The 13,965-nt window shown below is 71.6% G+C and carries 14 protein-coding genes; 9 read left to right on the plus strand and 5 right to left on the minus strand.

Annotated elements, in window-relative coordinates; translation table 11 throughout:
* Window positions 1-4 precede the first annotated feature (4 nt).
* The 4 genes from AB0C28_RS49555 to AB0C28_RS49570 are packed head-to-tail and all read left to right on the plus strand — an operon-like array spanning window position 5 to window position 3,343.
* The gene (locus AB0C28_RS49555; RefSeq protein ID WP_358083475.1) at window positions 5-1,072 is read left to right on the plus strand and encodes an ABC transporter substrate-binding protein; all 1,068 of its coding nucleotides are present in this window, start codon (window positions 5-7) and stop codon (window positions 1,070-1,072) included.
* Window positions 1,069-1,821: an ABC transporter ATP-binding protein gene (locus AB0C28_RS49560; RefSeq protein WP_357848516.1), complete on the plus strand. Its 753-nt coding sequence runs from the start codon at window positions 1,069-1,071 to the stop codon at window positions 1,819-1,821. Before AB0C28_RS49555 ends, AB0C28_RS49560 begins: the two co-directional genes overlap by 4 nt.
* Window positions 1,818-2,567, plus strand: coding sequence for an ABC transporter permease subunit (locus tag AB0C28_RS49565; protein WP_358083477.1), 750 nt, complete (start codon window positions 1,818-1,820; stop codon window positions 2,565-2,567). The genes AB0C28_RS49560 and AB0C28_RS49565 overlap by 4 nt, the downstream gene beginning before the upstream one ends.
* A complete protein-coding gene (locus AB0C28_RS49570) occupies window positions 2,564-3,343 on the plus strand; it encodes an ABC transporter permease subunit (RefSeq protein ID WP_358083480.1) in 780 nt (259 codons plus the stop codon). Before AB0C28_RS49565 ends, AB0C28_RS49570 begins: the two co-directional genes overlap by 4 nt.
* A 239-nt stretch (window positions 3,344-3,582) precedes the next feature.
* Here the strand turns inward: AB0C28_RS49570 and AB0C28_RS49575 are convergent, their stop codons facing one another.
* Window positions 3,583-4,440: a CAP domain-containing protein gene (locus tag AB0C28_RS49575; protein ID WP_358083483.1), complete on the minus strand. Its 858-nt coding sequence runs from the start codon at window positions 4,438-4,440 to the stop codon at window positions 3,583-3,585.
* A 220-nt stretch (window positions 4,441-4,660) separates the two neighbouring features.
* On the opposite strand from AB0C28_RS49575, the gene AB0C28_RS49580 reads away from it, so the two are divergent.
* Window positions 4,661-5,428, plus strand: a complete 768-nt coding sequence (locus tag AB0C28_RS49580; protein WP_358083486.1) for a class I SAM-dependent methyltransferase — start codon at window positions 4,661-4,663, stop codon at window positions 5,426-5,428.
* A gap of 82 nt (window positions 5,429-5,510) precedes the next feature.
* Here the strand turns inward: AB0C28_RS49580 and dacB are convergent, their stop codons facing one another.
* Both dacB and AB0C28_RS49590 read right to left on the minus strand, forming a co-directional pair.
* Complete coding sequence (gene dacB, locus AB0C28_RS49585; protein ID WP_357848506.1) at window positions 5,511-7,055, minus strand: D-alanyl-D-alanine carboxypeptidase/D-alanyl-D-alanine-endopeptidase; 1,545 nt, start codon at window positions 7,053-7,055, stop codon at window positions 5,511-5,513.
* Between the two features lie 181 nt (window positions 7,056-7,236).
* Entirely contained in the window at window positions 7,237-7,785 is a 549-nt protein-coding gene (locus AB0C28_RS49590; protein WP_346114026.1) for a DUF1707 and FHA domain-containing protein, read from the minus strand.
* 88 nt (window positions 7,786-7,873) lie between these two features.
* Here AB0C28_RS49590 and AB0C28_RS49595 point away from each other — a divergent pair, with 88 nt between their 5' ends.
* The 4 genes from AB0C28_RS49595 to AB0C28_RS49610 all read left to right on the plus strand — a co-directional run bounded on the left by AB0C28_RS49595 (window position 7,874) and on the right by AB0C28_RS49610 (window position 11,618).
* A complete protein-coding gene (locus AB0C28_RS49595) occupies window positions 7,874-8,380 on the plus strand; it encodes a helix-turn-helix transcriptional regulator (RefSeq protein ID WP_357848503.1) in 507 nt (168 codons plus the stop codon).
* Window positions 8,377-9,057: an ABC transporter ATP-binding protein gene (locus AB0C28_RS49600; protein ID WP_358083489.1), complete on the plus strand. Its 681-nt coding sequence runs from the start codon at window positions 8,377-8,379 to the stop codon at window positions 9,055-9,057. Before AB0C28_RS49595 ends, AB0C28_RS49600 begins: the two co-directional genes overlap by 4 nt.
* Window positions 9,054-10,265, plus strand: a complete 1,212-nt coding sequence (locus AB0C28_RS49605) for an FtsX-like permease family protein (RefSeq protein WP_358083492.1) — start codon at window positions 9,054-9,056, stop codon at window positions 10,263-10,265. The genes AB0C28_RS49600 and AB0C28_RS49605 overlap by 4 nt, the downstream gene beginning before the upstream one ends.
* A gap of 276 nt (window positions 10,266-10,541) precedes the next feature.
* Window positions 10,542-11,618, plus strand: a complete 1,077-nt coding sequence (locus AB0C28_RS49610; RefSeq protein ID WP_358083495.1) for a hypothetical protein — start codon at window positions 10,542-10,544, stop codon at window positions 11,616-11,618.
* On the opposite strand, the gene AB0C28_RS49615 is transcribed toward AB0C28_RS49610, so the two are convergent.
* Together AB0C28_RS49615 and AB0C28_RS49620 are read right to left on the minus strand one after the other, a co-directional pair.
* Complete coding sequence (locus AB0C28_RS49615) at window positions 11,578-12,939, minus strand: MFS transporter (protein WP_357848497.1); 1,362 nt, start codon at window positions 12,937-12,939, stop codon at window positions 11,578-11,580. The two genes, AB0C28_RS49610 and AB0C28_RS49615, sit on opposite strands and share 41 nt — an antisense overlap.
* A gap of 76 nt (window positions 12,940-13,015) precedes the next feature.
* Window positions 13,016-13,870, minus strand: a complete 855-nt coding sequence (locus AB0C28_RS49620) for a hypothetical protein (protein ID WP_358083498.1) — start codon at window positions 13,868-13,870, stop codon at window positions 13,016-13,018.
* Between the last annotated feature and the right edge of the window lie 95 nt (window positions 13,871-13,965).

Below are 13,965 nucleotides of genomic sequence, written 5' to 3' on the forward strand. Positions count from 1 at the left end.
AATTATGGCTACCCTCGACCGTCGCGCGTTCCTGCGGACAACCGGTCTGGCCGGTCTGGCGCTCGGTCTGGCCGCCTGCGGCGACGACGGCGCCACTGGAGGCGCGACGGGCGGCGCGACGGGCGCCGCGGGCGGCGGCTTCGGGGCGATCAAGCTGCAGCTCTCCTGGAAGAAGAACGTCGAGTTCGCCGGCGAGTACTTCGCCGACACCAACGGCCACTTCAAGAACGCCGGGTTCAGCCAGGTCGAGCTGCTGTCCGGCGGCGGCTCCGGCACCTCGGTCGAGTCGGGCCTGGCCACCGGCCGCTGCTGGGCGGGCCTGTCGGCGCCCACCATCACCGCCCCCGCCGTGCTCCAGGGCGCCGCGCTGAAGATTGTCGGCGCGACGTTCCAGAAGAACCCGTTCGCCATCGTCTCCCTGAACAAGAACCCGATCAAGGAGGCCAAGGACCTGGCCGGCAAGAAGATCGGTGTGCAGGACTCCAACGAGCTGGTCTGGAACGCGCTGCTCAAGGCCAACGGCCTCGACGCGTCCAGCGTGACCCGGGTGCCGTTCCAGTCCGACCCGTCGATGCTCACCTCCGGGCAGCTCGACGGGTACGTGGGCTTCGTCACCAGCGGGCCGGTCAACCTGCGCATGCAGGGCCACGACCCGGCGTACCTGCTGCTCGCCGACGCCGGGCTGCCGCTGGTCGCCGAGACGTTCACGGTCACGCAGGAGACCATCGACAACGAGCGCGACAAGCTCAAGGCGTTCCTCACCGCCGAGATCAAGGGCTGGAAGGACGCCGTCGCCGACCCGGCCAAGTCCGCCGAGCTGGCCGCCACCGTCTACGGCAAGGACCAGAACCTCGACGTCAAGGAGCAGACGGAGGAGGCGAAGATGCAGAACGAGCTCGTCGTCACCCCCGACGCCAAGGCCAACGGCCTGTTCACGATGACGCCCGAGCTGATCGCGCAGAACATCGAGTCGCTGGCCAAGGCGGGCCTGGACATCAAGGCCGAGCAGCTGTTCGACCTGTCGATCCTGAATGAGATCTACCAGGCCGACCCGAGCCTCAAACTGGCATGAGCGGCATCAGCGTCACCGGGCTGAGCAAGACGTTCGGCAAGGGCCTGACCGCCGTCGAGGGCGTGGACCTGAGCACGCCGAAGGGCGCGTTCCTGTCGCTGCTCGGCCCGTCCGGCTGCGGCAAGTCCACGGTGCTGCGCATCCTGGCCGGCCTGGAGGAGCCCACCGAGGGCGAGGTCTCGGTGAACGGCGAGACGCCCCAGGAGCTGCGCAGGAGCCACCACCTCGGCATCGCCTTCCAGGACTCGGCGCTGCTCGCCTGGCGCAGCGTCGCGGCCAACATCCGGCTGCCGCTGGAGGTGGCCGGGATCAGGCCCGAGCCAGGGGTGATCGAGGACCTGATCAAGCTGGTCGGTCTCGACGGCTTCGAGAAGGCCCGCCCCGCCGAGCTGTCCGGCGGCATGCGCCAGCGGGTCTCGATCGCCCGCGCCCTCGTGGTCAAGCCCAGCGTGCTGCTGCTGGACGAGCCGTTCGGCGCCCTGGACGACATGACCCGCCAGCGGCTCAACCTGGAGCTGCTGCGCATCTGGACCGAGAAGCCGGCCACCACGCTCATGGTCACCCACGGCATCGGCGAGGCGATCTTCCTGTCGGACGTGGTGGCGGTCATGAGCCCGCGGCCTGGGCGGGTGATCGAGATGGTGGAGATCGACCTGCCGCGTCCGCGTACGCCGGAGATGATGCGTACGCCCGAGTTCCACGCCATCCATGACCACCTCAGCGACCTGCTGTTCGGGCACGGCGCATGAGACGAGTCCAGGGGCTGATCGGGGTCGTCGCCCTCGTCGCGCTCTGGTGGCTGCTGGCGGCGACGGTGTTCGCCGAGGGCGGCGCGGTGCCCACCCCCGCCGCGGTGCTCGCGTCCATGGGCCGCGACGGCTGGGCCTTCTACGGCCCGAACGCCTCCGCCACCCTGACCGCGGCCGTCCAGGGCTTCCTGTGGGGCAACGGCCTGGCCATCGGCGTGGCGCTGCTGGTGCTGCTCGTGCCCCGGCTTGAGGCCGTCGCCACCCAGCTCGCCGTGATCAGCTACTGCGTTCCGCTGCTGGCCATCGGGCCGATCGTGCTGGTGGTCTTCGGCGGCGAGGCGACCGTGGTCTTCCTCGCGGCCATCTCCGTCTTCTTCACCACCCTCATCGGCGCCCTGCTCGGGCTGCGCTCGGCCGACCGGGCCAGCCTCGACCTCGTCACCGTGTACGGCGGCGGACGCCTGGCGCGGCTGCGCTACGTACAGGTGATCTCCGCTCTTCCCAGCACGTTCGCCGGCCTGAAGATCTCCGCGCCGTCCGCGCTGCTCGGCGCCATCATCGGCGAGTATCTGGGCAGCAACGACCAGGGGCTCGGCGTGTCGCTGATGATCTCCCAGCAGCAGTTCCAGGTGCCGCGCACCTGGGGGCTGGCGCTCGTGGCCGGCCTGATCGCGGGGCTCGGCTACGCGCTCGTGGCGCTCGTCGCCCGCGTGGTCACCCCCTGGTCGAGAGGGGCGTCGCGGTGATCGGCCGGATCGTGCTGCGGATCGTGGGGCCGCTCGCGCCCTCCGTCGTCATCGTCGTGGCGGCCTGGTGGCTGGCGCTGGAGGCGTTCGGGATCAGCCCGCTGGTGGGCAAGCGTCCGCCGCAGGTCTGGGAGTACCTGACGTCGTCCGCGGCCCACCGCGAGGCCGTGTTCGGCGCGCTGGGCATCACGGTCAGGGACGCCGCCGTCGGCTTCGCCTCGGGGATGATCGCCGCGACCGTCGTCTCCGTCACGTTCGTGCTGTTCAGGACCGTCGAGCAGACGTTCATGCCGGTCGCGATGCTGCTGCGCTCGGTGCCGCTCGTCGTCATGACGCCGCTGATCACGCTCATCTTCGGCCGCGATCTCGTCGGCGTCGCCGTCATCGGCGGCGTCGTGGTGTTCTTCCCCGCGCTCGTGAACATCGCCTTCGGGCTGAGATCGGCCTCGCCGCAGGCCACCGATCTGATCATGGCGTACGGCGGCACCCGGCTGACCGTGCTGCGCAAGGTGGCGGTGCCGACGGCGATGCCCTCGATCTTCGCCTCGGCCCGGATCTCCGTGCCCGCCTCGATCATCGGCGCGCTCATCGCGGAGTGGCTGGCCACCGGGCAGGGCATCGGGGCCGAGATCCTGCGGGCGATCGGCGGGTTCCGTTACGACGAGGTGTGGGCGGACATCGTGGTGGTCACGGGGGTGTCCATCCTGGCGTACGCGGTGGTCGGCGTCGTCGAGGCGCTCGTCCTGGCCCGCTTCTCGGACCGGCCGGCCCAATAGGCGGCGCGGGCGGCGTACGGCGGCCTGCCGGGGCGGACGCGTGGCGGCCCGAGTGGCGTGCGGCGGCTCGTGTGGACGGGCGTGCGGTGGGAGGTGTGCGGACCCGGCCGCGGTCCTTTGTGCGGGGGGAGGCGCGGCCGGGTCCGCCCGGAAGGGGAGCGCGTGGGCGTGCGGTGGGGAACCGGCTCGGGGTGTGGCCGGTGTAAGCCCGACGCTCCCTTGGTCCAGGGAGAGGTGCCCTAACGGGCGGCGAAGTCCTGCGTCCAGGTGGGGCCCTGACCGGCGTGCCCGACGCCGATGTGGGTGAAGGAGCAGTTCATGATGTTGGCCCGGTGCCCCGGGCTGTCGAGCCAGGCCCTGACCACGGCGGCGGCGCTGGGCTGGCCCTTGGCGATGTTCTCGCCGGCCAGGCGGAAGTCGAAGCCTTCGGCCTTGATCCGCTGGTCGAACGTGCGGCCGTCTTGCGACTCGTGATCGAAGTAGTTGTTGCGCGCCATGTCGGCCGAGTGCCGCTCGGCGGCGCGGTGCAGCTTGGCGTCGTGGACGAGGGGACGGCAGCCGTTCCTGGCCCTGGCCTGGTTGGTGAGCGTGACCACGGCCGTCTCGGCGGCGGAGGCGAAGCCGCTGGAGCCGGAGTTGGAGGCCGGGCGCCCGCAGGCCAGCTTCAGCGCCCGGGAGGTGTTCGTCCGGCCCTGCGAGTCGAGCGCGACCACGTAGTAGCGGCGCGGCGTGCTGCCGCACTTCACGTTGGCGGTGATCCGGCCGTTGCCGACGACCTTGGAGCCGCTCTTCACGACCCGGTCGGGACCCGCCGCGGAGACCTTGATGCGCACGCGCAGCCGGGCCTGGTCGGCACAGCCCGTCCTGGCGACGGTGCCGCGCACCCTGCTCTTGGAGACGAACGGCTTGAGCGCGACCACCCGGCACGCCTGCGAGCTCTGCTGTGCACTCACTTGGGTGCTCTGCTGGGCGGTCTGCTGCGTGGTCTGCTGGGCGGTCCGCTGGGCGTTTCGGTCGCTGGAGGCCGCGGCCGGGGCGGGGATGCTCAATGCCGCCAGACTTCCGAGGCAGGCCATCGCCTGGAGCTGTCTGCGCATTTCAGTCCTCCGGTCGGGGGCTCGACACCGCGTCGAACCGCATTCTGGTACCCCCAAGTCGGCTTTGTACGGAAATTCCGCGCCATACCTGGAGTTCCAGGTAGCTGAATCGTAATACGCCCCTGGTTGCGGCCGGTAAACCAGAGCGGCCCTCCGCGCGTCGGGGCCGTGAACTCACGTGGCTCGCCGGCAGCGCTCATGATCGGGTTCTTGGTCCAGAATGGCCCGCATGCCTACCACGCCCGAAGATCAGATCGAGACCGCGAACCCCGCCCCGCTCAACGACTACGACGGGATCGCCGAGGGCTACTCGACCGAGAACGAGCGCAGCCTCGTCAACGCGTACTACGAGCGCCCCGCGATGCTGGAGCTGGCCGGCGACGTGGCCGGACGGCGGATCCTCGACGCCGGCTGCGGCTCGGGCCCCCTGTTCGCCGAGCTGCGCGATCGAGGCGCCGTCGTGACCGGCGTCGACGCGAGCGCCGGGATGCTGGAGCTGGCCAGAAAGCGGCTGGGCGCCGACGCCGATCTGCGGGTCGCTGACCTGGCCGCCCCGCTGCCCTTCCCCGACGACGCGTTCGACGACGTCGTCGCGTCCCTGGTGCTGCACTATCTGCGGGACTGGGGGCCGACGCTGGCCGAGCTGCGCCGGGTGCTGCGGCCGGGCGGCCGGCTGTTCGCCTCGGTCGACCATCCCTTCGTGGTGACCCTCTTCAGTGCCATGGCAGGGGAGAAGAGGCCGAAGTACTTCGAGGTCCGCAACCGGGTCGAAGAGTGGACCATGGGCGGGCAGAGCGCGACGATGAGCTTCTGGGACCGGCCGCTGCACGCGATGACCGAGGCCTTCACCGGGGCCGGCTTCCGCATCAGCGCCATCAGCGAGCCGCCGTACGCGCCGGAGGCCCGCGAGCTGTTCCCCGAGGAGTTCCGCGAGCGCACCGGCACCAGGTTCCTGAGCTTCCTGTTCTTCGTGCTCGAAGCCGGCTGATGGCCGGCCGTACTGGCTGAGTGCTTCAGCCGGCGGCTCCCACCGGCTGAAGCACGATCTCACGTGGTCGTCAGCACTGTCGTCAGCACTGGACCGGCTTGAGCCACGAGCACTCCAGGTCGCCCGCCTGGCCCGCGTCCGTGGCGCGCAGCTGCGCGGTCTCGCCCGCGGCGGCCGTCCTGGAGAACTGGGCGAGCCGGACGGCAATCTTGTCCTCGATGTCCTTCGGGGAGCCGGACAGGTACTGGTTGAGCATGATCGAGAAGATCAGCGGCTCGCCGTCGGCGCTGGTGACGTAGCCGGACAGCGAGGTGACGCCGGTCAGCGAACCAGTCTTGGCGTGCACGTTGTCCGCCGCCGGCGTGCCGCGCATCCGGCTGCGCAGGGTGCCGCCGGTGAACCGGTCGGCGTTGCCGGCGATGGGCAGGGACTCGTACCAGGTGGAGAACCACGGCTTGGCGCGTACGGCCGACAGGAGCTGCACGATCGAGCCCGGCGAGAAGCCGTCGCGGCGCGACAGCCCCGAGCCGTCCCGCATGTTGATCACCTGTACGCCGTTCGCCTTGGCGAAGTCGGTGCTGACCTTGAGCCCGGCCGACCACGTGCCCTGGCCGGACACCTTGCGGCCCATGGCCTTGGTGAGGATCTCGGCGTGGATGTTGTTGCTCAGCTTCATGAACGGCACCAGCAGCTCGCCCAGCGTCATCGACTGGTGCTCGGCCAGCTTCTTCGCGTTCGCCGGAGCCGCGCCGGACTCGGTCGTGCCGAGCACCTTGACGCCGTGCTTGCCCAGCGCCTTGCGGAACAGCGAGGTCGCGTACGCCGTGGGGTCGTCCACGGCCACCCACTCCTGGTAGGGGTCGGCGACCGTGCCGGTGACGACCACCGTGCGCGTGCCGTGCTGCCGCTCGATGAGCACGTCGGTCTCGGCGCCCGCCGTGGCCTTGTTCACGATCTTCAGGTAGTCGGTCGCGGGCGTGGTGGACACCTTGACCTTGCCGTTCTCGGCCGACACCGCCACGATCACCGAGCCGGCGTCGTAGTCGCGGTCGGGCGAGGCGGTCAGCGCCGAGATCGGCGCCGCGTAGTACGCGGTCTCGTCGTCCCAGGCCCAGTCGTTGCCGAGGCGCCGGTCGTCGAACCAGGTGTCGTCGGCCACCAGCTTGCCGGTGACGACCTTGATGCCGGCCTTGGCGACGTCGGCGGCCAGCGCGTCGTAGTCCTCGGCCAGCATGGTCGGGTCGCCGGTGCCCCGCAGCACCAGGTCGCCGGCCAGCACCGAGCCCGCCTTGCGGCCGGTGTTCAGCACGGTGGTGGGGAAGCGGTAGTCGAGACCGAGGGTCTCCACCGCCGCCGCCGAGGTGAACAGCTTGGTGTTGGAGGCCGGGATGAGCTGCTTGCCGGCGTCGGTGGCGTACAGCTCCTCGCCGGTCTGAGCGCTCTTGACGACGACGCCGGCTCTGGCGATGGTGAGCCGGGAGTCGCTGAGGATCTGGTTGATGTCCTGGGTCAGGTCCGCCGCGCCCACGGAGGGGTCGAGCGCCACGGCGGGGGAGGAGGGTCCTGACGCCCACGCGAGGGCCGCGACGAGCGCGCCCGCGACGAGGGATGCTGAGGTGCGCCGCATGGGGTCTCCAAGTGACTGGGGGATCGCCTGGAAGCATGGATCACCACAGTCACCCTGTAATCCGCAAATATCCGTATTTATCGGCACCAAGCGCCGAGATCAGCGCACCGATCCGGCGCCCAGGCCGCCTCCCGGCGGCCGAGGCCCGCTCGTGTGGTGGCCAGGCCCGCTCGTGCGGCGGTCAGGACGGCTGGTGCGAGGTGACCATGAAGCCGCAGTCGCCGAACGAGACCTCATCGCCCGACTTCACCCGCGCCGGCCCCATCAGGCGCCACCCGTTGAGCCGGGTGCCGTTGAGCGAGCCGAGATCGACCAGCAGCCACGCGCCGTCGCCCTCCCGGCGCAGTTCGGCGTGGACCCGGGAGACGGTCAGGTCCGACAGGACGAGATCGCAGGCCGACCCCCGGCCCACCACGTAACGCAGCCGGTCGTCGTCGGGCAGAGCCAGGCGCGGCAGGCGCGGACGCCGCCACGCGGACTGCACCCGGGTGGTGAACTCCGACACCGAGGCGACGGCGTCGGTCAGCCGCTGCCGGAACGTGGGCCGCCGTGGCAGGTCGGCCACGAGTTCGTCGAGCTCGCGCCGGTTTTGCGCGCGCAGCGCCTGGTCGACCCGGCCCACGAAGGTGTCGTGGGAGATCCGGCCCTCCACGGCGCGGTCTCTGAGCTCGTCGATCGCACGGTCACGCTCTCCGTCTGAGGCGCGAAAGGGCGGATGCGTGGAGCTCATGTAGCGAGTATCGGCCTGAACCTCGCTTCGTGTCCAGAATACGCGGATCACTTGCGATGGACATACTCCGTATGCATACTCGGTATCCATGTCGATCAGACACGGACTGCTGGCGCTGCTGAACGGCGGGGCACGCTACGGCTACCAGCTACGGGTGGAGTTCGAGGCGTCCACAGGGGCGGCCTGGCCCCTCAACATCGGCCAGGTCTACACGACGCTCGCCCGCCTGGAGCGCGATGGGCTGGTCGCGCCCGGCGGCGAGGACGACCAGGGCCGCGCGGTCTACACGATCACCGAGGCCGGCCGGGAGGAGCTGGAGCGCTGGTTCGGCACCCCCGTCGCCCAGACCGACCGGCCCAGGGACGAGCTGGCCATCAAGATCGCGATGGCCGTGGCCTCCGGTGTGAACGTCGCCGAGGTCGTCCAGACCCAGCGGGTGGCCACCATGCGCGCGCTGCAGCGGCTCACGAAGGCCAAGCGAACGGCCGAAGGGCTCGCCCAGCGGCTCGTGCTCGACTCGTTGATCTTCAAGGCCGAGGCGGAGCAGCGCTGGCTGGACCACTGCGAGGCCGTATCCAAGGAGAAGAACCGATGACTGTGGTGGAGTTGCGGGAGGTGACCCGCGAGCACGGCCCGGTGCACGCCCTGCGCGGGGTGAGCCTGGAGGTCACGGCCGGTGAGCTGGTCGCGGTCATGGGGCCCTCGGGCTCGGGCAAGTCCACGCTGCTCAACCTGGCGGGCGGCCTCGACCGGCCGACCTCGGGCAGCGTGACGATCGAGGGCAGGGACCTCGCGGGGGTGAAGGACCTGGCCGCTGTGAGACGTACCAGCGTGGGCTACGTCTTCCAGGACCTCAACCTGATCCCGTCGCTGACGGCGGCCGAGAACGTGATGTTGCCGAGAGAGCTCGACGGCGTCAGGACGGGCCGGGCCCGCGCGGAGGCGCTGGAGGCGCTGGCCGAGGTGGGCGCGGAGGAGGTCGCGGGCCGCTTCCCCGAGGAGCTGTCCGGCGGGCAGCGCCAGCGCGTGGCCATCGCCAGGGCGCTGACGGGCGAGCGCCGGCTGCTGCTGGCCGACGAGCCGACCGGCGCGCTCGACACGGCCACGGGCGACGAGATCCTGCAGCTCCTGCGCACGCGCGCCGACGCGGGCGCGGCGGTGCTGCTCGTCACCCACGAGCCCCGCTACGCCGCCTGGGCGGACCGGGTGATCTACCTGCGCGACGGCCGCATCGCCGAGGCGAACGCCGTGCGGCTGGAGAGCGCCAGGTGAGCGCGTTCCGCGCCGCGCTGCGCATCTCCCGCAGGGACGCCGCCCGCGCCAAGGGCCGCAGCGCGCTGATCATGGTAATGATCGGCCTGCCCGTGCTGCTCATCACGGGGCTGCTCACGCTGTCGCAGACGACGAAGCTGTCCGCGCGCGACGAGCTGCCCTCCCTGCTGGGCCCGGTCGCCGACGCCGCCGTCTACGCGCACCTGCGCAGGACCCTCGTCACCCAGGACCCGGCCGGCAGGTACGGCGACCAGCAGCAGACGGGGGCGCGACCGCCCGGCTGGACCACCGCCGAGATCACCGCGCTGACCGGCGGCCGGCTGCTGCCCTTCCACCAGTACACGACCGGGGCCCGCCTGCCGGGGGGCTTCGGCCGGGTGGAGCTGCTGGAGATCGACCTGCGCGACCCGCTCGGCAGCGGCCTCAGGCCGCTCGTGCGAGGCCGCCACCCCGCGACGCCGCAGGAGATCGCCGTCACGCCCGCGCTGCTCGACGCGGGCGTCACCGTCGGAGGCACGCTCCAGGTGGCCAGGAGCGGCGAGCCGAAGCGCGTGGTGGGCGTCGTCGAGCACCCGAACCGCCCTGGCATCAGCGAGGTCGTCGCCCTGTACGACTCCGTACGTCCGCCCGACGGCACCTGGCGCGGCCCCGGCTGGCTGGCGGACACCCCGGCCCCGGTCACCTGGGAGGAGGTGAAACGGCTGAACCGGGCGGGAGTGCGCGTGGCCTCCCGCGCCGTCGTCGAGAGCCCGCGCGCGGACGCCTTCGACGCGGCTCCCATCCGCCCTGACCAGCGGTTGTGGCTGGCCATCGCCGTCCTGCTCGTCGTCACGCAGACGGTGCTGCTGGCCGGGCCCGCGTTCGCCGTCGGGCTGCGCCGGCGCGCCAGGGAGCTGGTCACCGTCGCCGCGCAGGGCGGCTCGCCGCGTCACCTGCGCACGATCGTGCTGGCCGACGGCCTGCTCCTGGGCGGCGCCGCGGCCCTGATCGGCGCTGGCCTGGGCGCCGGCACGGGCCTGGCCGTGGTGTCGGTCGTGGCCAGGCAGCTCGACTGGACCAGCGGGTCACCGGACATTCCGTGGTGGCAGGTGCTCGGTGTGGCCGCGCTCGGCCTGGTCAGCGCCCTGGTGGCGGCCGTGGCCCCGGCCGTCGGCGCGGCGCGGCAGAGCCCGGCCCAGGTGCTCGCCGGGCGCGGCGAAGGCGCGTGAGCGTGCGGGCGTTCCGGTGCTCGGGCTCGTGCTGGTGCTGCTGGGCGTGGCCCTGATGTTCACCGTCGCGTCGAGGGACGACCTCGGCGTGGTGGCCTCGGCCACGGTGACGCTCTTCGGGCTGATCGCGCTGACGCCGTGGCTCGTGGGCCGCACCGGACGGCTCGCCGCCCGGCTGCCGCTGCCGGCCCGGCTGTCGATCCGTGACGGCGCCCGCCATCGCGGCCGTACGGCCTCGGCGGTGGCGGCCGTCATGGCGGCCGTACGGCCTCGGCGGTGGCGGCCGTCATGGCGGCCACGATGGGGGCGGTCACGGTCGGCATCGCGTACAACTCGGCGTACGTCGAGCGCCGCGAGGACTTCAGACTCACGGCGCCCGAAGGCACCCTGATCGTCCACGGTGAGAACGTCGACGATCACGGCTGGTCGGAGGTGCGCGCCGCCATGCGCGCGCGGTTGCCGGCGGCGACCTTCGTCCCCGCGCTCGCGGCGGTGGACGACCAGGGACGGGAGCTGGCGATCTCCGTGCGCTCACCGGCGGATGCGACCTCCCCCACCTCCTACGGATCTCCGCTCGACTTCCCGATCACCGGCGACGCCCGGCTGCTCGCCCTCCTCCAGGGGCGGCGAGACCCGTCAGCCGAGGCCGCGCTGGCGGCCGGCCGGGCGGTGGTGTTCGACTCCCGGCTGATCAGCGACGGTGCCATAGACGTGGGCGTCGTGGGAGGAGAGGACGCCGACGAGGTCCGGATCCGCGTCCCGGCGGTGCCCGCCGAGGGCGCCCAGGCAGGCCAGGGCGGCGCCGTGATCCCCGCGTCGGCGCTGAAGCAGGCCGGGTTCGAGACCGTCGAGCGGAGGCTGTACGCCACGCTGCTCCGGCCCGTGCCGGATCGTCTGGGGCCGGAGCTGCAGGAGCTGACGATCGGCGCGTATGTCGTCGTCGTCGAGGACGGCAGCGACGAAGAGTACGCCCTCATGCTCGGGGCGCTGCTGGCCGCGGCCGTGATCCTGGTGCTCGGCGGCACGTTCGCGGCCACGGGGCTGGCCGCGGCGGACATGCGCCGCGATCTCGACACCCTGTCGGCCGTCGGCGGCCGTCCCCTGACCCGCAGGCTGGTGGTGGCGGCCCAGGCCGGTTACATCGCGGGGCTGGGCGCGGTCACGGGCCTGGTGGCGGGCCTGGTGACCGCCACGGCCGTGACGCGGGGCATGCGGATGGTGCGCGGGTCCGGCGACCTCGCCCTGCCGTGGCCGTTCCTGGCCGCGCTCGTGCTGGGGCTGCCCCTGCTGGCGGCGCTGATCGCCGGGGCGTTCACTCGGACGCGGCCGGCTCCGGCGCGACGGGTGGCGTGAGGCGGTACTTCAGCGTTATCAGCACCGACGCGAAGATGATCAGCGCGGGGACCGTGGTCTGCCCGATGAGGACCGCGGTCACCGCGCTGTCCGGCTGCTCGACCGGCTTGCTCGGCTGGGACTCGACGAAGCCGCTGATCGACAGGATCACCCCGAAGATCAGCGCGCCGAACGAGCTGAACCCGCTCTCGATGGCCGTCCACAGCCCGGTCAGCACGCCGGCCCGCCGCTTGCCCGTCTTGGCCGCGTCCACCGCGATCACGTCGGCGAGCATGGAGAACTGCATGAGCTGCACGCCCGCGTACCCGATGCCCACCACCAGGATCGTGACGTGCGCCCAGATCGGGCCGAACAGCGGCGTCGCCATGGCGGCCGTCGTGCCGGCCCCGAACAGCAGCGCCGCCACCACCATCGCGCCGCGCTTGTCCAGGCGCTTGGCCACCCGCACCCAGAGCGGCATCGTCAGCAGGATCGGCCCCACCAGCACGGCGAAGAGCGTCTGCGTGGCCGCCGACGAGCCCAGCGTGTACGTGGCGAAGTACGGCGCCGCCGCCAGCATCATGCTGACCGCCAGCATCTGGACGCAGGCCAGCACGGTCAGCCACAAGAACGCCGAATTGCCCTTGATCGCGGCGAACTGCTCCCGCCACGTGCCCCGATCCCCTTCCGGGGCGCCGGTCATGGGGGCGCGGGCGGTGCCGAAGAAGGAGCCGAGCATGGCCGCGAACAGCACGATCGCGATCGTCAGCGCCATCAGCCGGTAGCTGTTCAGCGTGCCGTCCGTGCCCTCGCTGTGGGCGATGGCCGGGGCCAGCACGCCGCTGATGGCGGTGGCCGCGCCGATGAACACCATCCGCCACTGCAGCAGCGACGTGCGCTCGTGGTAGTCGTGCGTCATCTCGCCGGGCATCGCCTTGTACGGCACCTCGAACAGCGCGTACGCGGTCGCCGTGGCCAGGAAGCAGAGCCCGACGTACAGCGCGGCCGGCACCCCGGTCAGCGGCGGCCCGGCGAAGACCAGGAAGAACGCGACCGGCAGCGTGCACGCCCCGGCCAGCAGCCACGGCCGGCGCGGCCCCCAGCGCGAGGTGGTCCGGTCGGACCAGCGTCCGACCAGCGGGTTGATGATCAGGTCCCAGATTTTGGGCGCGGTGACGACCACGCCGGCCAGCCATGCGGGCACGGCCAGGAAGTTGGTCATGTAGAACAGCAGCAGCAGGCCCGGCACGGCGTTGACCGTGGCGGTGCAGAACGAGCCCACCCCGTAACCGAGGCGCACGCCCTTCGGAACGGTGGCCGTGCCGGTCGCCGGTGTGATCATTCCCTCATTGAAGCCGAGCGAGGCCTTGTTCGGGAGGGCCCACTTTTCGCGGGCCCGCCCGTTCAGGACGGCAGGTTCAGTCCGAGACGTTGGCGCAGACCACGTGCGCGCCGATCTCGATCATCCGCTGCTCGCTGCGCGAGTCGGCCACCCTGGCCATGAGGATCGGCGCGCCGGAGGCGGCGAACTGCGGCAGCCGGGCGCGTACCAGGCGGTGCAGGTCGCGTACGACGTCCTCGGCCGCCGACATGTGCACCTTCACATGCAGCATGATCCCCGGCGCCCCGGACGCCGTGCGGGCCTCGGAGATCCAGACGTGGTGCACCAGCGGGAAGTCCATGAGCAGGTACCCGATCGCCTTCCGCAGCGCGGGCAGGATCGGATGCGTGCACCGCCGGTATCCCGGGTCCACCTGCTGCATCGGCCCCGACAGGTGCGGCCTGGGCGCGGGCACCCAGGGCAGCGTGGGGGCGTGCGGCGTCGGCGGGGCCACCTGGGCCAGCGCGGCACCGCGCGACACGGTGGCCATGGCGCCCGTCGCGTAGGCGGCCGGCACGGCCCCCGACAGGACGGGCGTCGGTCCCGTGCGCGTCGTGGTGATGAAGCGCTGGAGATCGTCGATGGGCACGGCCGCGGCGGCTGGACCGGCCGCGTCGATGACGATCTCGCGCACGCCGGTGACGCGCTGGATGTCCAGGATGGTGTCGGCATCGCACGCCGAGAGGGAATGGCTGCCGCGGTGCCTGGCATAGGTAGCGGGGCTGGTGTATCCGAGCAGCACTCGGTCGCCCGCCTGCGTCGTCCCCAGGACGACGGAACGATCTGGTCGCACTGCCACCAGGACTCCACCGTCGGCAAGAGCGCCCAGCAGGCGATGCGGAGCGCCATGCTGGGCGAGCACGTCGGCAAGCGCAGGATTCCCGATGCTCATATGACGAACCATAGGTAGTCGGCCACGGCTTATCAGGCTAATGGCCAATAAATCTCCCGATCAAGACAAAGATGCATCCAGAGTGGATGAGTTTG

It is taken from the genome of Nonomuraea sp. NPDC048892 (assembly GCF_040649735.1).
Classification (GTDB): domain Bacteria; phylum Actinomycetota; class Actinomycetes; order Streptosporangiales; family Streptosporangiaceae; genus Nonomuraea; species Nonomuraea maheshkhaliensis.

Coding starts and splice junctions, on each gene's coding strand:
- AB0C28_RS49555 (WP_358083475.1), top strand. CDS start 5: ATGGCTACCCTCGACCGTCGCGCGTTCCTGCGGACAACCGGTCTGGCC.
- AB0C28_RS49560 (WP_357848516.1), top strand. CDS start 1,069: ATGAGCGGCATCAGCGTCACCGGGCTGAGCAAGACGTTCGGCAAGGGC.
- AB0C28_RS49565 (WP_358083477.1), top strand. CDS start 1,818: ATGAGACGAGTCCAGGGGCTGATCGGGGTCGTCGCCCTCGTCGCGCTC.
- AB0C28_RS49575 (WP_358083483.1), bottom strand. CDS start 4,440: ATGCGCAGACAGCTCCAGGCGATGGCCTGCCTCGGAAGTCTGGCGGCA.
- AB0C28_RS49580 (WP_358083486.1), top strand. CDS start 4,661: ATGGCCCGCATGCCTACCACGCCCGAAGATCAGATCGAGACCGCGAAC.
- dacB (WP_357848506.1), bottom strand. CDS start 7,055: ATGCGGCGCACCTCAGCATCCCTCGTCGCGGGCGCGCTCGTCGCGGCC.
- AB0C28_RS49590 (WP_346114026.1), bottom strand. CDS start 7,785: ATGAGCTCCACGCATCCGCCCTTTCGCGCCTCAGACGGAGAGCGTGAC.
- AB0C28_RS49595 (WP_357848503.1), top strand. CDS start 7,874: ATGTCGATCAGACACGGACTGCTGGCGCTGCTGAACGGCGGGGCACGC.
- AB0C28_RS49600 (WP_358083489.1), top strand. CDS start 8,377: ATGACTGTGGTGGAGTTGCGGGAGGTGACCCGCGAGCACGGCCCGGTG.
- AB0C28_RS49615 (WP_357848497.1), bottom strand. CDS start 12,939: ATGATCACACCGGCGACCGGCACGGCCACCGTTCCGAAGGGCGTGCGC.
- AB0C28_RS49620 (WP_358083498.1), bottom strand. CDS start 13,870: ATGAGCATCGGGAATCCTGCGCTTGCCGACGTGCTCGCCCAGCATGGC.